The organism is Rhizobacter sp. OV335, assembly GCF_900142965.1.
Lineage (GTDB): Bacteria > Pseudomonadota > Gammaproteobacteria > Burkholderiales > Burkholderiaceae_C > Rhizobacter.
The window spans coordinates 53,199-72,855 of record NZ_FRCQ01000018.1 but is presented as its reverse complement, the minus strand read 5'-3'; the positions used below and the strand labels follow the sequence as shown (position 1 = coordinate 72,855).

Below are 19,657 nucleotides of genomic sequence, written 5' to 3'. Positions count from 1 at the left end.
GGCGGCAGGCGTCGGGTCAGGGCAGGGCGATGGACTCGATCATCGCGCGCACTTGCTCGCGTGAACCGCGGCCGGCACCGGCCACCGGCACCAGCCGGTGCGAGACGGTCTGCGCGAGGATCGCCTGCACGTCGTCGGGCGCCACGTAGTCGCGCGAATCGAGCAGCGCGTGCGCCTTCGCGGCGCGCAGCACCGCGATGCCGGCGCGCGGGCTCAGCCCGTCGACGAACCAGGTGCCGCTGCGCGTCGCGCCGATCAGCGCCTGCAGGTAGTCGAGCAGCGCGTCGGAGGCGTGCACGCGCAGCGCGTCCTGTTGCGCCGACAGCAGGTCCTGCGGCGTCATCACCGCCGTCAGCCCGCCGATCGCCTCGCGCCGGTCGATGCCGGCCAGCAGCGCGCGTTCGCTCGCATGGTCGGGGTAGCCGAGCGTGATGCACATCAGGAAGCGGTCGAGCTGCGACTCGGGCAGCGGGTAGGTGCCGAGCTGGTCGGTCGGGTTCTGCGTCGCGATCACGAAGAACGGCGACGGCAGCGCGCGCGTCTCGCCTTCGATGCTGACCTGGTGCTCTTCCATCGCCTCGAGCAATGCGCTCTGCGTCTTCGGGCCGGCGCGGTTGATCTCGTCGGCCAGCAGCACCTGCGCGAACACCGGGCCGGGGTGGAACACGAAGGCTTCCTTGCTGCGCTCGTAGATGCTGACGCCGATCAGGTCGGACGGCAGCAGGTCGGCGGTGAACTGGCTGCGCGAGAACTTGAGCCCGAGCGAGACCGCCAGCGCATGCGCGAGCGTCGTCTTGCCGACGCCGGGAACGTCCTCGATCAGCAGGTGGCCGCCGGCCAGCAGGCAGGCCACGCAGTCACGGATCTGGGGGCGCTTGCCGACGATGATCGTGCTAATCTGGTCGATCAGGCGGTTCAGGTGGGGAAGGGCTTTCAACAGGTCCGTGCTCATGCAGCCACCATACCTGAAACCGCCTCGATTCCGGACCCTGAACACCGATGCCCACTGCGTTCTTCAGCCATCCCGAGTGCCGGCAGCACGACATGGGCCGCGGCCACCCCGAGTGCCCGCAGCGCCTCGACGCGATCAACGACCACCTGCTGGCGACCGGCCTCGACATGGCGCTCGAGCGCCGCGACGCGCCGCTGGTCGACCTGCACGACGTGGCGCTGGCGCACGAGAGCCTGTACGTCGACGAGCTGCGGGCGGTGCTCGAGGAGCTGGCGACCTCCGGCGAGAGCCGCGCGCTCGACCCCGACACCGTCGCGAACGCCGGCACCTGGCGCGCCGTGCAGCGCGCCGCCGGTGCCGCGGTGGCGGCCACCGATGCGGTGATCGACGGCCAGGTCGACAACGCGTTCTGCGCGGTGCGCCCGCCCGGCCACCACGCGACGCGCAACGAGACCATGGGCTTCTGCTTCTTCAACAACGTCGCGATCGCGGCCCGCCATGCGCTCGACGTGCGCGGCCTGGAGCGGGTGGCGGTGGTCGATTTCGACGTGCACCACGGCAACGGCACCGAAGACATCCTGGCCGGTGATGAACGCGTGCTGATGGTCAGCTTCTTCCAGCACCCGCTGTACCCGTACAGCGGCGGCGTGCCGAAGGGCGACAACATGCTGAACCTGCCGCTGCCGCCGTACACCCGGGGTGCCGAGATGCGCGAGATCGTCGAGGCGATGTGGATGCCGCGGCTCGAAGAATTCAAGCCGCAGATGATCTTCGTCTCGGCCGGCTTCGATGCGCACCGCGAAGACGAGCTCGGCCAGCTCGGCCTGGTCGAGGCCGACTACGAATGGCTCACGCGCCGCATCAAGGCCGTGGCCGACCGCCATGCCGGCGGGCGCATCGTCTCGTGCCTGGAGGGCGGCTATGCGCTCGGCGCGCTGGCGCGCAGCGTCGCGGCGCATCTGCGGGTGCTGGCCGACCTGTGATTTCCGCGGGCCGCGCGGCGGCCCTTCCCCTGTCGACAAGAAGCGAGCGATTCACCGATGAATTCGTCCCTGGGCGTCCAAGATTTCAACGAACTGCTGCGCGACCTGGCCACCACCAGCGCGCTGACCGAGGCGGCGGTGCTGCTCGGTTGCCTGGGCCTGTCGTGGCTGGTGTGCATGCTGCTGCGGCGCATGGTCAAGGTCAACGGCGCGGTCATCTTCGGCCGCAACGTGGTCGACGGCGTGCTGTTCCCGCTGGTGGCGCTGGTGCTGGCGGTGATCGCGCGGCACCTGCTGATGGGCGTCGTGAAGGTCGCGGTGTTCCGCGTCGCGATCCCGATCCTGCTGTCGCTCGCGCTGATCCGTTTCGCGGTGCGGGTGCTGTCGGCGGCCTTCCCGAACTCCAGCTGGATGCGCGCGACCGAGCGCACGATCTCGTGGATCGCGTGGATCGCCGTCGTGCTGTGGATCACCGGCGTGATGCCGGCGGTGCTCGAAGAACTCGACAGCGTGCGCTGGCAGGTGGCCGGCGGCATGGTGTCGCTGCGCACGATGATCGAGGGCGCGCTGACGGCCGGCGTCGTGATGGTGATGGCGCTGTGGCTGTCGTCGGCGATCGAGCGCAAGATCATCCACGGCACCGGCGACGACCTGTCGATGCGCAAGATGGTGTCGAACATCGTGCGTGCGCTGCTGCTGTTCGTCGGGCTGCTGTTCGCGATGTCGGCGGTCGGCATCAACCTGACGGCGCTGAGCGTGCTGGGCGGTGCGGTGGGTGTCGGCCTCGGCTTCGGCCTGCAGAAGATCGCGGCCAACTACATCAGCGGCTTCGTGATCCTGGCCGAGCGCTCGCTGCGCATCGGCGACATGGTCAAGGTCGACAACTTCGAGGGCCGCGTCACCGACATCCGCACCCGCTACACGGTGATCCGCTCCCTGGGCGGGCGCGAGGCGGTGGTGCCGAACGAGATGCTGATCACGCAGCGGGTCGAGAACCTGTCGCTGGCCGACCCGCGGGTGCTGATCCAGACGATGGTGCAGGTGGCCTACGGCACCGACGTGCGCGCGCTGCAGCCGAAACTGGTCGACGCGATCCTGAAGGTCGAGCGGGTGATCGCCGACCCGGCGCCGGGCGTGCAGTTGTCGAACTTCGCGGCCGACGGCATGGACCTGACGATCAACTTCTGGATCCGCGACCCGGAGAACGGGCAGGGGCAGGTGAAGTCGGACGTGCACCTGGCGGTGCTGGACGTGCTGAATGCGGAAGACATCCAGATCCCGTTCCCGCAGCGGGTGATGCACACCATCGTCCGGCACGAAGGGCCGGACGGAGCGCCGGTCCCTCAGCCAGAACGGCCGTGAGCCGTCAGGGCGCGATCAGCGCGTTCAACGCCCGCAGGTCGTCGGGCTTCAGCTGGCCGGCCGCCTGGCGCAGCTTCAGGCTGTTGACCAGCACGTCGTAGCGCGCCTTTGCCAGGTCGCGCCGTGTCGTGAACAGCTGGGTTTGCGCGTTCAGCACGTCCAGGTTCACCCGCACGCCGACCTTGTAGCCGAGCTGCGTGGCTTCGAGCGCGAGCTGGCTCGACGACTCGGCGGCTTCCAGCGCCTTCACCTGCGCCTGGCCCGACTGCACGCCGTAGAACACCTGGCGCGTCGCCTGCGCGGTGCCGCGGCGTGCCGAGTCGAGCAGGTTGCGCGACTGCTCTTCGAGCTGCAGCGTTTCCTTCACGCGGTTCTGGATCGCGAAGCCGGCGAACAGCGGCACCGTCATCGTCAGCGCGACGTCCGAGCTGGTCACCCGGCCCGACGCGTCGAGCGGATTGGTGATCTTGGTGTGGCCGCGCCCGTAGTTGCCGCTCAGGCCGACGGTCGGCAGGTGCCCGGCACGCGCCTTCTCGGTCTCGAGCTTCGCGATGTCGTAGCCGAGCTGCGCCCGGCGCACCGTCGGCGAGGTGTCGGTCTGCGACACCCAGGCTTCGACGTTGTTCGGTGTGGTGCCAGGCAGCGCGACCGGCGTCGCCAGCGGCTTCGGCACGACGCCGTCGCGGCCCACCAGCTGGTCGAGCGCGATGCGCTTGGTGCGCAGGTCGTTGTCGGCCGCGATCTCCTGCGCAGTGGCGAGGTCGAAGCGGGCCTGCGCTTCGCGGGTGTCGGTGATGGTCGCGGTGCCGACCTCGAAGTTGCGCTTGGCCGAGGCCAGCTGCTCGGCGATGCCGTTCTTGTTGGCCTGCGCCGTCGCGAGCGCATCCTGCGCCGCCAGCACGTCGAAGTAGGCCTGCGCCACGCGGACGATCAGGTCCTGCTCGGCCGTCTCCAGGTCGGCGCGCGAGATGTCGACGCCCAGGTCCGCCTGGTCGATCGTCTTGTCGTTGGCACGGTTGAAAATCGTCTGCGATGCGTTCAGCCCGGCGGTGGTCGAACGGCTGGTCGATTCGCTCAGCGGCGACTCGCTGTCGCTGCGTCCGGCCTGCAGCTGCGCCCCGACCTGCGGCCGGCGCAGCGCATGCGCCTGCTCGGCCTTGTACTGCGTCGATTCGGCCTGCGCCCTGGCTGCCAGGTAGGTCGCGTCGTAGCCGCGCGCCGTGTCGTAGAGCTCGGCCAGGCTTTGCGCCTGCGCGAAGGGCGCGGCGCCGGTCAGGGCGGCGCAGGCCAGCACCAGGCGGCTGAGCTTCGGCAAACGGGTCGGGGACACAGCGGACATGGGACGTTCCTTGGGGGATGGGTGATCAGGAATCAATAGAGCGGCACGGACGCGTCGACCTCGCGGGACCACGCGTCGATGCCGCCGGCAATGTTGTACACGTCGGCATGGCCCTCGCGCTCGAGGAATGCGACGACCTGCAGACTTCGCATGCCGTGGTGACACAAACCCAGGATGGGCTGCGCCGCATCGAGCTCGCCCAGGCGCTGCGGGATCTCGCGCATCGGGATGCACACGGTGGGCACGCCCGGCACGGCCAGCGACGCGGTCTGCACCTCCCACGGCTCGCGCACGTCCAGGATCACCGGGCGGGCCTCGGGGCCGAAGCTCGCGAGGAGCGCCGGCACGTCGGTGACTCGAACCTGTTGCATGTCGCGGTGTGTCCTGTGTCGATCAGAAGTGGAAACGCGAGGGCTCGTCGAAGCCCAGCAGCCGGGGCGCGACGGTGTCGAACAGCTCGACGCTGCGGAAGTCGGCCTCGCCGACGCGCGTGACCAGCGTCGCGCGCATCACCGGTTCCTGCCCGACGATCGCGGCGAGGCGCCCACCCACTTTCAGTTCATTGAGCAGCGCCGACGGCACCGCGGCGATCGAGCCCGACAGCAGGATCACGTCGAACGGGCCGGCGGTCGGCAGCTTCTTCGAGCCGTCGCCCTCGACCACGCTGACGTTGGCGACCGCCGCGCGGCGCAGGTTGTCGGCGGCCAGCCGGGCCAGCTCGGGCACGATCTCCAGCGTCACCACCTGGCGCGCCTTGTGCGACAGCAGCGCGGCCATGAAGCCCGAGCCGGCACCGATCTCGAGCACGCGCTCGTGGCGGCGCACGTTCAGTTCCTGCAGCAGCCGGGCCTCGACGCGCGGTGCCAGCATCTGCTGGCCGCCCGGCAGCGGGACCTCGGTGTCCATGAAGGCCATCGCGCGGTAGGCGGCCGGCACGAAATCCTCGCGCTTGATCACGCCCAGCAGCGTCAGCACGCCGGGGTCGAGCACGTCCCACGGGCGGATCTGCTGCTCGATCATGTTGAAGCGGGCTTGTTCGACGGTCATGGCGGCGTTCCTCCGGAGGCAGGGTGGGGTGGGGGCAAACCCGGCATTTTAGGGGGCGCCCACCTGCGTCTGGCCCAGGTCGCGAGGTCGTCGAGGTAGCAGTAGATGACGGGCACGACCACCAGCGTCAGCAGCGACGAGGTGATCACCCCGCCGATCACCGCCTGGCCCATCGGCGCGCGCTGCTCCGAGCCTTCGGACAGCGCGAACGCGAGCGGCACCATGCCGAAGATCATCGCGAGCGTCGTCATCAGGATCGGGCGCAGCCGCACCTCGGCCGCATGCAGCAGCGCCTGCTCGCGGGTCATCGGCGGCTCGTCGTGGTCGAGCCCGTGGTCGCCGCGGTGTTCGCCGGCGCGCGAGCGGATCGCGAAATCCACCAGCAGGATCGCGTTCTTCGTCACCAGGCCCATCAGCATCACGATGCCGATGATGCTGAACATGTTCAGCGTCGAGCGGAACATCAGCAGCGCCAGCACCACGCCGATCAGCGTCAGCGGCAGCGAGCTCATCAGCGCCAGCGGCTGCAGGAAGCTGCGGAACTGGCTCGCGAGGATCATGTAGATGAACACCACCGCCAGCGCCAGCGCGCCGACCGCGTACGCGAACGACTCGTTCATGTTCTTGGTCGAGCCGCCGAACACGTAGCGGTAGCCCGGCGGCCAGCTGATGGTGTCGAGCGCGCGGCGGATGTCGGCCGAGACATCGCCGGCGCTGCGGCCATAGGCATTGCCGTCGATGTTGATCTCGCGGTTCAGGTCGCGCCGGTTGATCTGGTTCGGGCCGGTCGACGGCGTGACCTCGGCCACCTGCGACAGCCGCACCGAGCGCGCCGAGCCGTCGGCCGCCGCGCCGACGTTGATCGGCAGGCGCTGCAGGTCTTCGAGCGTGTGGCGGCTGTCGGGCGTCAGGCGCACGTTCACGTCGTAGTTCTCGCCGTCCGGGGCGCGCCAGTTGCCCACCGTGGTGCCGGCCACCAGCGTGCGCAGGCTGTTCGCGAGCGCGTTGACGTTCAGCCCGACATCGGAGGCGGCGTCGCGCTTCACGTCGATCGCGACGGTCGGCTTGTCGGGCTTCAGCGTGGTGTCGAGGTCGACCAGGCCGGGGATCGCGCGCAGCTTCAGATCGAGCTGGGCCGACAGCCGTGCGAGCTCGGCCAGGTCGGCGCCCTGGATCGAGAACTGCAGGCTCTTGCCGCCACCCAGGTCGGTCGGGCCGATGTTGGTGACGGTGATGCCGGGGATGCGCGACAGCCGCTCGCGCAGCGCCACGCTGAGCTCGTTCAGGTTGCGGCTGCGGTTCGCGCGGTCGACCAGCCGCACGTAGGTGGAACCGTAGATCTTGCCGAGCGCATTGCCGCTGTTGATCGTGGTCACGGTGTGGCGCACCTCGGGCATCTCGCGCAGCACCGCGTCGATCTGCTTCGCGCGCATTTCGGTGACCTCGATCGACGAGCCGACCGGCGTGTAGAAGTTGACCTGCGTCTCGGAGAAATCGGCCTTCGGCACGAACTCGGCGCCGAGCACCGGGATCAGGAAGAAGCTGCCGACGAAGGTGGCGAGCGCGATGCCGAGCGTGGCGGGCTTGTGCGCGAGCGCCCACCGGAGGATCTCCTGGTAGGCGCGCGACAGCCACCGCGTGAAGCGGTCGAATGCGCCGGTCACGCGGCCGATGGTCTTGTCGTAGAGCGTCACCGGCGGGCCGTGGCGCACGCCATGCGCAGCGGGGTCGTTCCAGATGCTCGACAGCATCGGATCGAGCGTGAAGCTGACGAACATCGAGATCAGCACCGCCGCGACGATGGTGAGCCCGAACTCGTGGAAGAACTTGCCGACGATGCCGCCCATGAAGCCGATCGGCAGGAACACCGCGACGATCGACAGCGTGGTGGCCAGCACCGCCAGCCCGATCTCGTTGGTGCCGTCCAGCGCCGCCTGGTGCGCGCTCTTGCCCATCTGCACATGGCGCACGATGTTCTCGCGCACGACGATCGCGTCGTCGATCAGCAGGCCCACGCACAGGCTCAGCGCCATCATCGTGATGGTGTTGATCGTGAAACCGAACACGTACATGAACAGGAAGGTGCCGATCAGCGCGATCGGCAGCGTCAGGCCGGTGATGATGGTCGAGCGCCACGAGTTCAGGAACAGGAAGACGATCAGCACCGTCAGGGCCGCGCCTTCGAACAGCGTGCGCTTGACGTTGGCCACCGAGACGCGGATGCCGCGCGAGCTGTCGCGGTTGACCTCGACGCGGATGCCCGGCGGCGTCAGCGCGGCCGAACCGGCCAGCGCCTTGTTCAGCCCGTCGACCACCTCGATGGTGTTCTCGCCCTGCGATTTCTGCACCGACAGCAGCACGGTGCGCTGGCCGTTGTAGAGCGCGAGGCTCTCGATCTCCTGCGGGCCGTCGACCACGTCGGCCACCTGCCACAGCTTGACGGCATTGCCGCCGTTCGCGCCGCGGCGGGCGACGATGATCTCGCGGAAATCCTCCGGCCGCTTCAGCCGCGCGTTGATCTGCACCACGCGCTCCTGCTCGCGGGTGCGGATCGAGCCCATCGGCAGCTCCTGGTTCTCGCTGCGCACCGCGGCGACGACCTGGTCGACGCTCAGGCCGAGGGCATCGAGCGCGGCCGGCCGCACGTAGACGTTGATCTCGCGCTCGACGCCGCCGATCACGCTGACCGCGCCGACGCCGCGCACGTTCTCGAGCCGCTTCTGCAGCACCTGGGTGGCCCAGGTGGTCAGCTCCTGCGGCGAGCGCCGGCCGTCGGCGGACAGCACCGCGACGTTGAAGATCGGCTGGCTGGCCGGGTCGAAGCGCGAGATGCGCGACTCCTTGACCTCGTCGCGCAGGTTCGGGCGGATCAGCGCGACCTTCTCGCGCACGTCGTCGGCCGCCTTGCGCCCGTCGACGTCGAGGTTGAACTCGACGATGACGACCGCCGTGCCTTCATACGAGCGGGAGTACAGCGAGTTGATGCCGGCGACGGTGTTGACCGCCTCCTCGATCTTTTTCGTGACCTCGCTCTCGACGATCTCGGGCGAGGCGCCCGGGTAGTCCATCTGCACGACGACGGTCGGGAAGTCGATGTTCGGGAACTGGTCGACCGCGAGCCGCTGGTAGCTGAACAGCCCGAGCACGACGAAGGCCAGCATGACCATCGTGGCCATCACCGGGTTGCCGATCGAGACGCGGGTGAACCACATGGTGCTGCGGGCGCTGGAGGCTCAGGGGGCCGAGGCCGCGCCGGTGACGCGCACGGCCGTGCCTTCGCGCACCTGACCGACGGTACCGCGCAGCAGCGTCATGCCGTCGGCGGCGCCTTGCAGCAGCTCGACCAGGCTGTCGCGCTCGGTGCCGGTGCCACGCGCGCCCAGCGTCACCGGCCGCTGCGCCACCTTGCCGTCGACCACCGCCAGCACATAGGGCCGGGCCTGGTCGACGCGTACCGCGTTGGCCGGCACGACCAGCGCGGTCTTGCGCTCGATCTCGATCGCGCCGCGCGCGAACAGCCCCTGGCGCAGGCCGGGCTGCGGCAGCAACTCGAGGTAGACCATCACCGCCCGCGTGCCCGACTGCGTGCTCGGGTTGATGCGCACGACCTTGGCCTGCGCGGGCGCCGCGAGGCCGTCGACCTGCAGCATGGCGGTCTGGCCGACCTGCACCGCGCCGACATCCTCGGGGGCGACCGCAGCTTCGAGCTCGATGCGCGACAGGTCGACCACCTCGACCAGCCTGGTGTCGATGGCGACGCGCTCGCTCGGCTGCACCGCGCGCACCGAGACGATGCCGTTGATCGGCGCGACCAGCTGCGCATCGGTGCGCGACTTGCGGGCCAGGTCGACCGCGGCGACGGCTGCGCCATAGGTGGCCTGGGCCGAGGCCTCGTTCGACACCGAGGTCTCCAGGCCGGTCGCCGAGATGAAGCCCTGCGCGACAAGCGCCTTGTTGTTCTCCAACGCGCGCTTGGCGATGTCGAGCTGGCCGCGTGCCGACGCGGCGTTCTGCTCGGCCTGGCGCAGGCGCAGTTCGACCTCGGTGGTCTCGAGCTGGCCGATCACCTGGCCGGCCTTCACGGTGTCGCCTTCGCGCACCGTCAGCGACTTGACCTCGGCCGCGACCTTGGCGCGCACCACCGCACTGTTGACCGCCTTCAGCCCGCCCGACACCGCCAGCGTGCGGGCAAACGGCTGCGCGTGCAGCACCAGCAGGTCGCCCGGCGAGAGCTCCAGCGCCGACGGCGCCTTGGGGGCGCCGAGCGCGGCCTGCTCCTGCTTGCGGGCGCTCAGCGCGCGCGCGACGAAGCCGCCGATCAGCGCGACGACGACGACGGGAACGGCCCACTTCACCCAGCGTTTCATGAGAGGTCGGGCTTCGGGTGGCGCTCGATGCCGCGGGTGACGGTGTCCATGTGTCGGTAGACGAAATCGTGGGGGGACATCAGCGACGGCACCGGCGAGCAGGCGCCCAGCGAGTGCTTGTGCATGCACAGCATGATCATCGGCAGGATCAGCGAGTGCACGGTGGATTCGACGTCGACGGGGCGGAACTCGCCGGCGTCGATGCCGCGCTGCACGATGCCACCGACCAGTTGCGAGCCGGGCTCGACCACCTGCTCACCGTAGTACTCGGCGATGTCGGGGAAGTTGCGCACCTCGGTGACGATCAGCTTGAAGACGGCCGACGCCGGGCTCTCGAAGATGCGCAGCCACCAGCGCGGCAGCACCTCGCGCAGCACCTGGGCGTTGCTGCCGGTGAAGGCGAGCACCTCGTCGACGCCGCTCTGGATCTCGGTCGACACCCGCTCGCGGATCACCGCCTTCAACAGCTCTTCCTTGCTCGGGTAATAGAGATAGAGCGTGCCCTTGGACACCCCGGCCGCGGCCGCGACCTCTTCCGACCGGGTCGCAGAGAAACCCTTTTCAGAAAACAACGCCAAAGCCGCGTCCAGCAGTTCCTGCGGACGGGCCTCTTTGCGGCGTTGGCGGGCGGGGATCGGGGGAGGGGTACTCATGGACTGGTACTGACTGACTGGTCAGTAATGTAGGCGATGGGGATGCGGAGGGTCAAGCCGGGGCGGGGAACCCCCTGTTCGCAGCCCGGGCCGGGTGCGGCCGGCCGCTATCATCGGCGCTCATTTTTGCCGGGGAATGCGATTGGACTTCGTACTGTTGTTGAAGGCGGCGGTGATGGGCGTCGTCGAGGGGCTGACGGAGTTCCTGCCGGTGTCGAGCACCGGGCACCTGATCCTGGCCGGGTCGTTGATGCATTTCAACGATGCGCGCGGCAAGCTGTTCGAGATCGTGATCCAGTCGGCGGCGATCCTGGCTGTGGTCTGGGAGTTTCGCGGCCGCATCGGCGGCGTGCTGGGCGGGCTCGGTCACGACCCGAAGGCGCGCCGGCTGCTGCTGAACGTCGGGATCGCGTTCCTGCCGCTGGCGGTGCTGGGCCTGCTGTTCGGCAAGATGCTGAAGGCGAACCTCTTCAATGCGCCGACGGTGGCCACCACCTTCATCGTCGGCGGGCTGGTCATCCTGTGGGCCGAGCGGCGCCAGCACAGCGTGCGGGTGCATTCGGTCGACGAGATGACGCCGCTGGACGCGCTGAAGGTCGGCATTGCGCAGGCCTTCGCGCTGATCCCCGGCACGAGCCGTTCGGGCGCGACGATCATCGGCGGCATGCTGTTCGGGCTGTCGCGCCAGGTGGCGACCGAGTTCACCTTCTACCTGGCGATCCCGACGCTCGGTGTCGCGTCGGTGTACTCGCTGTACAAGGAGCGCGCGCTGCTGTCGGCCGACGACTTGGGCATGTGGGTGGTCGGCATGGTCGCGGCCTTCGTCTCGGCCTTCTTCTGCGTGCGCTGGCTGCTGCGCTACATCTCCACGCACACCTTCGTGCCGTTCGCGTGGTACCGCATCGTGTTCGGCATCGTGGTGCTGGTGACGGCCTGGAGCGGGGTGGTCACCTGGGCGGAGTGAGGGCCTGATCGCAGGTTGCTTCTCCCGATGTCTTCCTGTCGCTGCTTTCGGGGGTGACGAAGCCGATAGGCTGCCTGGGTGGTTCGGGTGGCGTCATGAGTTCGCGCAGAGTGTCGAAAACCTGCCTGAGCTGGTTGCGCGTATTGCGACCGAAGGTGTCGTGGCTTAGCGATAGCGCTTCGGTTTTCTCCTCGAGTTCGCTGAGCCGCAATGCAAGGTCGGCATGCGTGGTGGCGAGTTGCCGCACCTTGACGAAGGTGCGCATGATCTCGATGTTCACGGCAATGGCGCTGGCGCTGCCCAGTACCGAAGACAGCATGGCCACACCCTGCTCGGTGAAGGCGTAGGGTGCCGTACGCCGGCCGCCGCGACCTGGGGCGTTTGAGGTCACAAACTGTGACCTCAAAGCCGAGAACTCCTCGGCGGAGAGCTGGAACATGAAGTCGCCGGGGAAGCGCACCTGATTGCGCTTGACCGCCTGCACCAGCGCCTTGGTCGGCACGCCATAGAGCGCCGCCAAATCGGCATCCAGCATCACGCGCTGGTCGCGCAACAGCTGGATGCGGCTGCCGATGATCGGTTCAAGCTCGCTCATCGTCCGCTCCGCTGAGTCGGCCGTCTCATGCCCCAGTCGATCCCATATCCCAGCACGAACAGAACCACCACGGTGGCGCCACCGACCTGAAGGTAGGCATTGCGCCAACTGGTGCAATCCATCATCCAGCCCAACCCGGTCTGGTCGAGCAGCCAGGTCTGCGGCGCGAGCGGATACCACAGCCACTCGCGCTGCCCTGGCGTTCTGCCGCTCAGGCCGCCGGCGATCGTGATGCAGCCAACGCACAGGTACAGGTAAGTCACCGCCATCACGAAGCCGGTCCAGCTCCAGCGCAGCATCGGCTGCCGTGGGCTGGTGTGGGGGACCGGCATGTCCGCCGAGTTCGAATCGATCGTCATCCTGCACTCCGGGAGCCTGTGAGGCCGCAGAGACTAGGTTCGCTTTGTGCAGAGAAATTGCAGTCAGCCATGCCGACGCGCGATGGCGCCATGCACGCATCCGATGGCCCGGTGTGCTAAAGGAGCGAGGCTAGGGAGCGAAGGGCGTGAAGAGCGGCGGCAGTCGCAGCTCGACGCCGTCCTGCTTCGCCCGCTGCGAGAGATCGGCCATCGTCGTGCCGAAGTCGTCGAACAGCAGCGGCATCGCCTGCAGCGGCTGGTCCAGCGGCAGCCAGAAGTCATCCCAGTGGATCGGCACGACGCGCTTGGCGCCGGTCAGCTGCACCGTCTCGTGCCAGTAGGCGCTGCGGTAGGCGTCATCCTTGCGGCCGAGCGTTCCGACGCCGAGGAACACGGTGTCGACGCGGCGCCCGGCCAGCGCGCCGGGGATGAAGCCGGCGCTGCCCTCGATCAGCCAGCGCCCGCCGGACGCATGTTCCACGACGATGGACCACACCTGGCCCTCGCGCCAGGCCGGCGCCCGCGTTGGCGGCACCACCGGCGCCATGATGTTCTCGACCGAGACCCCGTCGCTCCACGGCGTCGGGCTGTGGCGTGAGGCGATGAAGCTCACGCTGAACTTGCCGAGCCTGACGGTGTCGCCGGGCTGCACTTCGCGCAACTGCGCCGGCGGCAGCCCGGCGCCGAAGCCGATCTGCATCGTCGAGTTCGAGCCGATCAGCACCGCGCCGGTGCGCAGCGCGACGGTGGGCGAATCCATCGCGTGGTCGTAGTGGGAGTGCACCGGCACCACGGCTGCGAGCCTGGTGATGCCCAGGCGCTTCAGCGCGCTGTCGATGGCCGCGGCATCGGGCCCGATGCGCCCGAAGAAGGTCTGGCGCATCCCGGGCCGCGAGAAGAAGCCGTCGGTCATCCAGGCGGTCTCGCCGTCGTCGAACAGCAGCGTCGCGACGCCGGCGAAGCGCACCGTCACCGCCGCACCAGCGGGCGCGGGCGGCAGGGTCAGGGCCTGGTAGTCATCGAGGGGAGGATGGCGCCGCGCCTGGACCACCAGGAAGGCGATGGCCAGGACCAGCAGCACCGCGAGCGCCAGCGCGGCGCGCCGAACCCAGCGAAGGAGCACGAATCAGGCGGCGGGAATCAGGCGGCCGGGTGGGCGAGGTCGCGCAGCACGGTCGGGCCGACGCGGCGCTCGATCTCGGCCAGGATCGGCCGGCCCCAGCCCAGTGCGAACAGCACTTCGGCGGTCACGAACATCGGGCCGACCAGCAGTCCGACGATGTCGTCGACGAAGGCCGGTTTGCGCCCTTCGTAGTAGTGGCCGATGAACTGGATGACCCAGCCCAGCACGAAGCTGCCGATGCCCCAGCCCAGCCAGCTGGCGAGGCTGCCGCCCGACACCTGTTGCGCCAGTGCGATCAGCACGCCGTTGACGAGGCTGACGGCGAGTCCGAGCGCCAGGTTGCCCCGCGTCAGATACCAGACCACCGAGAGGCCCCAGGCGATCCAGGCGGGGGTGAGCGCGAGGTTGCCGAGGGTGAAGGCTGGTTTGGCGAGCAGCACGCCGATCGAGAACACGATCAGCGGGATGCCGGCGAAATGGGTGGTGATGTTGCGGCGGTCGCGGTGGTAGGCCGCGTACTGCGACAGGAGGTCCAGGGCCGAACGTTGTCTCGTCATGGTGTTCTCCGTGGTCTGAAGCCAGGGCTGCGGTCGGATGCCCCATCTTAGAACGGTTGCCGCCGAGCGCAAGTCGGGGAATGTGACGCCTTGCACGCGGTGTGTTTGCGGGCCGGTTCCCGTTTGAACAAAGGCGCGGGTGGGGAGACCGTGGCTCGCCGGCCGATGCGGTCTTCGCCCCTCTCGGGGCGAAGACTACCCTCCACTGACTGGTTTCATGGCCCGTCGCCGAAACTCCCGCCACTCACTTCGTTCGTTGTGGTCAAACAGTCGGCGACAGTCAGTTCACGAACGCGCTTCGCGCGGGGCCATGAAACCAGCCAGCTCCGGCGCCCCGTCCCTATTGGCGCTCCACAGCCTCCCCACCCGCGCCTTTGTGGAACCGCCGCGCTGTGTTTGGGGGAAAGGACTGAACTGACAGACGAAGCGCGCCAACGCTCGCATGCTCAACCCTCTGTTCAATCTTTTCCCCCCAAACAGAGCAAGTGGTTCTGCGCGGCGGGTGGCGGGAGGGGGTGGGGGCGATTTCTGGGGCGACGAAGAAGATCGGCTTTGGGGATGGCGTGCGCCAGCACGCTTCGTAGACATACTCATCGGCACTGTTTGACCACAACGAACGAAGTGAGTGGAGGGAGTTTGCCGATGCATCCCCAAAGCCGATCTTCTTCGTGGAGTCGGCCCCCGGGCCGACCGCCCCAGCATGAGCTCCCACCCCCTCCCGCCACCCGCAGCGCCCGCACGGAACAAATCTTGCGAGAAACACAAGAGCAGTCCCTCCCAACCTTGTCCTGAGCGATTGGAGCTTTCATGCAAACGGGTCAACAGACGGGTCATCTCAAAGCCACGCTGAACGCCTGGCACCTGTGGGGACTGGCCGTCGGGCTGGTCATCTCCGGCGAGTACTTCGGCTGGAGCTACGGCTGGGCCAGCGCCGGCACCCTCGGCTTCCTCGTCACCGCCACCGTCGTCGCGGCGATGTACACCACCTTCATCTTCAGCTTCACCGAACTCACCACCGCGATCCCGAACGCCGGTGGCCCGTTCGCCTACGCGAGTCGCGCCTTCGGACCGGTCGGCGGCCTGATCGCCGGCTTCGCCACCTTGATCGAGTTCGTGTTCGCGCCGCCCGCCATCGCGATGGCCATCGGCGCCTACCTGCAGGTGCAGTTTCCGGCCGCCAGCCCGAAGCTGATGGCCTGCGGCGCCTACATCGTGTTCATGGCACTCAACATCGTCGGCGTGCGCACGGCCGCCACCTTCGAGCTGATCGTCACCGTGCTCGCGATCTTCGAGCTGCTGGTCTTCATGGGCGTGGTCGCACCGGGCTTCTCGGCCGCCAACTTCGTCGCGCACGGCTGGGCCGGGCAGGACAGCTTCAGCCCGCTCGCGCTGTCCGGCATGTTTGCCGCCATTCCGTTCGCGATCTGGTTCTTCCTCGCGATCGAGGGCGTCGCGATGGCCGCCGAAGAAGCCAAGGACCCGAAGCGCACCATCCCGGTGGCCTACATCGCCGGCATCGTCACGCTGGTGCTGCTCGCGATCGGCGTGATGGTGTTCGCCGGCGGCGTCGGCGACTGGCGCAAGCTCTCCAACATCAACGACCCGCTGCCCCAGGCCATGAAGACCGTCGTCGGCGAGAACAGCGGCTGGCTGCACATGCTGGTGTGGATCGGGCTGTTCGGCCTCGTGGCCTCGTTCCACGGCATCATCCTCGGCTACTCGCGGCAGATGTTCGCGCTGGCCCGCGCCGGCTTCCTGCCCGCCTGGCTCGCCGTCATCCACCCGCGCTTCGGCACGCCGCACCGCGCGGTGCTGGCCGGCGGGGTGATCGGCATCGCGGCGATCTTCAGCGACGAGCTGTTCTCGTTCGGCGGCCAGACGCTCACCGCCAACATCGTCACGATGTCGGTGTTCGGCGCGATCGTGATGTACATCATGTCGATGCTCAGCCTGTTCGCGCTGCGCAAGAAAGAGCCCACCCTCGAGCGGCCGTTCCCCGCCATCGGCTACCCGGTGTTTCCCGCCATCGCGCTGGCGCTCGCGCTGCTGTGCCTCGTCGCGATGGTCTGGTACAACCTGTTGCTGTCGCTGATCTTCGCCGGGCTGATGGCCGCGGCCACCGTGCTGTTCCTGGTCAGCGGCCGCGAGCGGCGAGCCGCGGCTCTTGCCGCCCAGCCCTGAGGAAAAGCATGCGCTATCGCCACACCATCGGCACGCAGACCTGGCAGTTCGCCGATCTGAAGGCGGTGATGGCGCGCGCCACCCCGGCGCGCTCGGGCGACCAGCTCGCCGGCATCGCGGCCGGCAGCGCCGCCGAGCGCATGGCCGCACGCATGTGCCTGGCCGACCTGCCGCTGCAGCGCTTCCTCGACGAAGCGCTGGTGCCCTACGAAGACGACGAGGTCACGCGGCTCATCGTCGACACGCACGACCGCGAAGCCTTCGCACCGATATCGCACCTGACGGTCGGCGGCCTGCGCGACTGGCTGCTCTCCGACGCGGCCGACGAAGCCACCCTCGCGCGCGTTCGCGCCGGCATCACGCCCGAGATGGCGGCCGCCGTCAGCAAGCTGATGCGCAACCAGGACCTGATCCTGGCCGCGCGCAAATGCCGCGTCGTCACGCGCTTCCGCAACACCATCGGGCTGCCCGGCCGCCTCTCGGTGCGCCTGCAACCCAACCACCCGACCGACAGCCCGCGCGGCATCGCGGTGTCGATGCTCGACGGCCTGCTCTACGGCGCCGGCGATGCGGTGATCGGGATCAACCCGGTCAGCGACAGCATGCCGGCGCTGGTCGACCTGCTGCACCTGCTCGACGAGCTGATCCGCCGCTTCGAGATCCCGACGCAGTCGTGCATCCTGACCCACGTCACCAACACCGTGCAGGCGATCGAGGCCGGCGCGCCGGTCGACCTGGTGTTCCAGTCGGTGGCCGGCACGCAACGGGCGAACGCCAGCTTCGGCATCGACCTCGCGCTGCTGCGCGAGGCGCAGGCCGCCGCGCTGTCGTTGAAGCGCGCGACGGTCGGCGACCCGGCCACCGCCAACGTGATGTATTTCGAGACCGGCCAGGGCTCGGCGCTGTCGGCCGATGCGCACCACGGCGTCGACCAGCAGACCTGCGAGGCGCGCGCCTACGCGGTGGCGCGCGCGTTCTCGCCGCTGCTGACCAACACCGTGGTCGGCTTCATCGGGCCGGAGTACCTGTACGACGGCAAGCAGATCATCCGCGCCGGGCTCGAGGACCACTTCTGCGGCAAGCTGATGGGCCTGCCGCTCGGCTGCGACGTCTGCTACACCAACCATGCCGAAGCCGACTCCGACGACATGGACACGCTGATGACGCTGCTCGGCGCGGCCGGCCTGAGCTTCATCATGGGCGTGCCGGGCGCCGACGACATCATGCTGAACTACCAGAGCACCTCGTTCCACGACGCGCTGTACCTGCGCGAGTTGCTCGGCCTGCAGCGCGCGCCGGAGTTCGAGGACTGGCTGCACAAGATGCGCATCACCGACGACGCCGGCCGCGTGCTGCCGATCGCGGCCGGGCACAGCCTGATCGAGCGCATGGACCTGCCGAGGCTCGCCGCGTGACGAACGAGGCCAAGGACGCGATCACCCGCGACCCGTGGGGTGGCTTGCGCGTGCACACCGCGGCGCGGGTGGCGCTGGGCCGCGCGGGCGTCAGCCTGCCGACCGCCGAGCTGCTGCGATTCGGCTTTGCCCATGCCCAGGCGCGCGATGCGGTGCATGTGCCGCTCGATGCCGACGCACTGTGCGCGACGCTGCAGCAGGCCGGCTGGCCGACGCTGCAGGTGCACAGCGCGGCGCCCGACCGCGCGACCTACCTGCTGCGGCCCGACCTGGGCCGGCGGCTCGACGAAGCCTCGATGGCGCGGCTGGCCGACGAGCCGGGCGGCTTCGACCTGCAGCTGGTGGTCGGCGACGGCCTGTCGTCGCTGGCGGTGAGCCGGCATGCCGCGCCGCTGATCGCCGAGATCCGCGCGCAGGCGCCGCCCGAATGGCGTTTCGGCCCGATCGTCGTCGCGCGGCAGGCCCGCGTCGCGCTCGGCGACCCGGTCGGCGAGCTGCTGCGGGCCCGGCTGGTGGTGATGCTGATCGGCGAGCGCCCGGGGCTCAGTTCGCCGGACAGCCTGGGGATCTACCTCACCTGGGAGCCACGCCGCGGGCGCAGCGATGCCGAGCGCAACTGCATCTCGAACGTGCGGCCCGAGGGCCTGCCGTATGCCTCCGCGGCGCGCCGGCTGCTGTGGCTGGCGCGCGAATCGCTGCGCCTGCAGCTGAGCGGAGTGAACCTGAAGGACCGCAGCGACGTGGCCGAGCTGCCGGCGGCTTGACGACGCTGAACCGGCCCTAACATGTCGGCCATGCAAAACACCCCGCTGATCCACTGGCATTCGATGTTCATGGGCGTCGCGCTGCTCGCGGCGGCACGCTCCAAGGATGGCCGCAAGCGCAACGGCGCCTGCATCGCGAGTGCGGACAACAAGATCCTGGGCGTCGGCTACAACGGCCTGCCGCGCGGCTGCAACGACGACGACCCGTCGTACTGGAGCGACATCGACGACGACCCGGTCCAGTCGCGCCACAGCTACATCGTGCACGCCGAGGTGAACGCCATCCTCAACTGCGTCGTGCTGCCGCTCACCGCCAGCACGATCTACACGACCCAGTTCCCGTGCCCGCGCTGCGTGCAGTCGATCATCCAGGTCGGCATCAAGCGGGTGGTGTTCCTCGAGAAGAAGTCCCACCAGGTCGCGCTGAACCAGGCCTCGGACAAGATGCTGGCCGATGCCGGCATCGACGTGCTGTCGCTCGAAGCGCTCGAAGCGCCCGCCGCCGACTGGTGCGACAAGCTCGACGACTTCATCCGCGACACCGGGCCGGTCGTGCACGGCGTCGCGGATCCGGGGCCACCGCCCTCGCCGCCGTCGAAGTAGCCGCCGCACGCCCTCCATATCGCCCGATCACGGTGCGCGCCCGCTGGCTATCGTGGGCAGCACGGCGCAGGTCTCGCGCCGCGATGCATGGAGGTCTCATGCCGGCCCTGACCGATCCGTTCTCCCCGTCGACGCTTTCGCCGTCGCCCCTGCCGGCGCCCGACGCGCTGCGCCAACAGCCGCTGATCGCCGACCTGCACGCGCTGGCAGTCTTCCGCACGCTGATGGCCCGCGAGGGAACGCCAGTCAACATCGCCCGCATGATGTTCGACCGGCCCTATGCCTACGAGCGCATCGCCGTGGCGCACGGCAGTGCCGATGCGGCGCTGCAGCGGGCCGCGCTGCAACTGTTCGGCCATTACCTCGCGACCGACCCCGACATGCACTGACTTC

General features: G+C 68.9%; 19 protein-coding genes. 8 read left to right on the top strand and 11 right to left on the bottom strand.

Annotated elements, in window-relative coordinates:
* Positions 1-16: 16 nt before the first annotated feature.
* Entirely contained in the window at positions 17-952 is a 936-nt protein-coding gene (locus BUE42_RS18805; RefSeq protein WP_073466780.1) for an AAA family ATPase, read from the bottom strand.
* 47 nt (positions 953-999) lie between these two features.
* Here BUE42_RS18805 and BUE42_RS18800 point away from each other — a divergent pair, with 47 nt between their 5' ends.
* Together BUE42_RS18800 and BUE42_RS18795 are read left to right on the top strand one after the other, a co-directional pair.
* On the top strand, positions 1,000-1,935 hold the full coding sequence (locus BUE42_RS18800) for a histone deacetylase family protein (protein ID WP_073466779.1): 936 nt from the start codon (positions 1,000-1,002) through the stop codon (positions 1,933-1,935).
* 57 nt (positions 1,936-1,992) lie between these two features.
* Positions 1,993-3,297: a mechanosensitive ion channel family protein gene (locus BUE42_RS18795; protein ID WP_073466778.1), complete on the top strand. Its 1,305-nt coding sequence runs from the start codon at positions 1,993-1,995 to the stop codon at positions 3,295-3,297.
* A 4-nt stretch (positions 3,298-3,301) separates the two neighbouring features.
* Here BUE42_RS18795 and BUE42_RS18790 read toward each other — a convergent pair whose 3' ends face one another.
* Genes BUE42_RS18790 through BUE42_RS18765 form a run of 6 tightly spaced genes read right to left on the bottom strand, consistent with a single transcriptional unit; the run spans position 3,302 to position 10,703 of the window.
* Entirely contained in the window at positions 3,302-4,636 is a 1,335-nt protein-coding gene (locus BUE42_RS18790) for a TolC family outer membrane protein (protein WP_073466777.1), read from the bottom strand.
* A 32-nt stretch (positions 4,637-4,668) separates the two neighbouring features.
* Positions 4,669-5,007, bottom strand: coding sequence for a rhodanese-like domain-containing protein (locus tag BUE42_RS18785; RefSeq protein WP_073466776.1), 339 nt, complete (start codon positions 5,005-5,007; stop codon positions 4,669-4,671).
* Positions 5,008-5,029: 22 nt separating this feature from the next.
* A complete protein-coding gene (locus tag BUE42_RS18780; RefSeq protein ID WP_073466775.1) occupies positions 5,030-5,683 on the bottom strand; it encodes a protein-L-isoaspartate O-methyltransferase family protein in 654 nt (217 codons plus the stop codon).
* Entirely contained in the window at positions 5,680-8,895 is a 3,216-nt protein-coding gene (locus BUE42_RS18775) for an efflux RND transporter permease subunit (protein WP_073466774.1), read from the bottom strand. Before BUE42_RS18775 ends, BUE42_RS18780 begins: the two co-directional genes overlap by 4 nt.
* Before the next feature lie 21 nt (positions 8,896-8,916).
* Positions 8,917-10,050 (bottom strand): efflux RND transporter periplasmic adaptor subunit, encoded by a 1,134-nt coding sequence (locus BUE42_RS18770; RefSeq protein WP_073466773.1) that lies wholly within the window; start codon positions 10,048-10,050, stop codon positions 8,917-8,919.
* A complete protein-coding gene (locus BUE42_RS18765) occupies positions 10,047-10,703 on the bottom strand; it encodes a TetR/AcrR family transcriptional regulator (RefSeq protein WP_073466772.1) in 657 nt (218 codons plus the stop codon). The genes BUE42_RS18770 and BUE42_RS18765 overlap by 4 nt, the downstream gene beginning before the upstream one ends.
* Before the next feature lie 142 nt (positions 10,704-10,845).
* Between BUE42_RS18765 and BUE42_RS18760 the strand changes: the two genes are divergently transcribed.
* Positions 10,846-11,667, top strand: a complete 822-nt coding sequence (locus BUE42_RS18760; protein WP_073466771.1) for an undecaprenyl-diphosphate phosphatase — start codon at positions 10,846-10,848, stop codon at positions 11,665-11,667.
* Here the strand turns inward: BUE42_RS18760 and BUE42_RS18755 are convergent.
* The 4 genes from BUE42_RS18755 to BUE42_RS18740 form a co-directional block, all read right to left on the bottom strand.
* The gene (locus tag BUE42_RS18755; RefSeq protein WP_073466770.1) at positions 11,651-12,262 is read right to left on the bottom strand and encodes an ORF6N domain-containing protein; all 612 of its coding nucleotides are present in this window, start codon (positions 12,260-12,262) and stop codon (positions 11,651-11,653) included. The two genes, BUE42_RS18760 and BUE42_RS18755, sit on opposite strands and share 17 nt — an antisense overlap.
* The gene (locus tag BUE42_RS18750) at positions 12,259-12,621 is read right to left on the bottom strand and encodes a hypothetical protein (protein WP_073466769.1); all 363 of its coding nucleotides are present in this window, start codon (positions 12,619-12,621) and stop codon (positions 12,259-12,261) included. Before BUE42_RS18750 ends, BUE42_RS18755 begins: the two co-directional genes overlap by 4 nt.
* 130 nt (positions 12,622-12,751) lie before the next feature.
* Positions 12,752-13,744, bottom strand: coding sequence for an MBL fold metallo-hydrolase (locus tag BUE42_RS18745; RefSeq protein ID WP_200798993.1), 993 nt, complete (start codon positions 13,742-13,744; stop codon positions 12,752-12,754).
* Between the two features lie 17 nt (positions 13,745-13,761).
* Entirely contained in the window at positions 13,762-14,301 is a 540-nt protein-coding gene (locus tag BUE42_RS18740) for an Mpo1 family 2-hydroxy fatty acid dioxygenase (RefSeq protein WP_073466768.1), read from the bottom strand.
* Positions 14,302-15,108: 807 nt separating this feature from the next.
* Between BUE42_RS18740 and eat the strand changes: the two genes are divergently transcribed.
* The 5 genes from eat to BUE42_RS18715 all read left to right on the top strand — a co-directional run bounded on the left by eat (position 15,109) and on the right by BUE42_RS18715 (position 19,653).
* On the top strand, positions 15,109-16,482 hold the full coding sequence (gene eat / locus BUE42_RS18735) for an ethanolamine permease (protein ID WP_073466767.1): 1,374 nt from the start codon (positions 15,109-15,111) through the stop codon (positions 16,480-16,482).
* Positions 16,483-16,490: 8 nt separating this feature from the next.
* A complete protein-coding gene (locus tag BUE42_RS18730; RefSeq protein WP_073466766.1) occupies positions 16,491-17,897 on the top strand; it encodes an ethanolamine ammonia-lyase subunit EutB in 1,407 nt (468 codons plus the stop codon).
* A complete protein-coding gene (gene eutC, locus BUE42_RS18725) occupies positions 17,894-18,661 on the top strand; it encodes an ethanolamine ammonia-lyase subunit EutC (protein WP_073466765.1) in 768 nt (255 codons plus the stop codon). The genes BUE42_RS18730 and eutC overlap by 4 nt, the downstream gene beginning before the upstream one ends.
* A 30-nt stretch (positions 18,662-18,691) precedes the next feature.
* On the top strand, positions 18,692-19,264 hold the full coding sequence (locus tag BUE42_RS18720; RefSeq protein WP_073466864.1) for a deoxycytidylate deaminase: 573 nt from the start codon (positions 18,692-18,694) through the stop codon (positions 19,262-19,264).
* A 98-nt stretch (positions 19,265-19,362) separates the two neighbouring features.
* A complete protein-coding gene (locus BUE42_RS18715; protein WP_073466764.1) occupies positions 19,363-19,653 on the top strand; it encodes a hypothetical protein in 291 nt (96 codons plus the stop codon).
* Positions 19,654-19,657 lie beyond the last annotated feature (4 nt).

Coding starts and splice junctions, on each gene's coding strand:
- BUE42_RS18805 (WP_073466780.1), bottom strand. CDS start 952: ATGAGCACGGACCTGTTGAAAGCCCTTCCCCACCTGAACCGCCTGATC.
- BUE42_RS18800 (WP_073466779.1), top strand. CDS start 1,000: ATGCCCACTGCGTTCTTCAGCCATCCCGAGTGCCGGCAGCACGACATG.
- BUE42_RS18795 (WP_073466778.1), top strand. CDS start 1,993: ATGAATTCGTCCCTGGGCGTCCAAGATTTCAACGAACTGCTGCGCGAC.
- BUE42_RS18790 (WP_073466777.1), bottom strand. CDS start 4,636: ATGTCCGCTGTGTCCCCGACCCGTTTGCCGAAGCTCAGCCGCCTGGTG.
- BUE42_RS18785 (WP_073466776.1), bottom strand. CDS start 5,007: ATGCAACAGGTTCGAGTCACCGACGTGCCGGCGCTCCTCGCGAGCTTC.
- BUE42_RS18780 (WP_073466775.1), bottom strand. CDS start 5,683: ATGACCGTCGAACAAGCCCGCTTCAACATGATCGAGCAGCAGATCCGC.
- BUE42_RS18775 (WP_073466774.1), bottom strand. CDS start 8,895: ATGTGGTTCACCCGCGTCTCGATCGGCAACCCGGTGATGGCCACGATG.
- BUE42_RS18770 (WP_073466773.1), bottom strand. CDS start 10,050: ATGAAACGCTGGGTGAAGTGGGCCGTTCCCGTCGTCGTCGTCGCGCTG.
- BUE42_RS18765 (WP_073466772.1), bottom strand. CDS start 10,703: ATGAGTACCCCTCCCCCGATCCCCGCCCGCCAACGCCGCAAAGAGGCC.
- BUE42_RS18755 (WP_073466770.1), bottom strand. CDS start 12,262: ATGAGCGAGCTTGAACCGATCATCGGCAGCCGCATCCAGCTGTTGCGC.
- BUE42_RS18750 (WP_073466769.1), bottom strand. CDS start 12,621: ATGACGATCGATTCGAACTCGGCGGACATGCCGGTCCCCCACACCAGC.
- BUE42_RS18740 (WP_073466768.1), bottom strand. CDS start 14,301: ATGACGAGACAACGTTCGGCCCTGGACCTCCTGTCGCAGTACGCGGCC.
- eat (WP_073466767.1), top strand. CDS start 15,109: ATGCAAACGGGTCAACAGACGGGTCATCTCAAAGCCACGCTGAACGCC.
- BUE42_RS18730 (WP_073466766.1), top strand. CDS start 16,491: ATGCGCTATCGCCACACCATCGGCACGCAGACCTGGCAGTTCGCCGAT.
- BUE42_RS18720 (WP_073466864.1), top strand. CDS start 18,692: ATGCAAAACACCCCGCTGATCCACTGGCATTCGATGTTCATGGGCGTC.
- BUE42_RS18715 (WP_073466764.1), top strand. CDS start 19,363: ATGCCGGCCCTGACCGATCCGTTCTCCCCGTCGACGCTTTCGCCGTCG.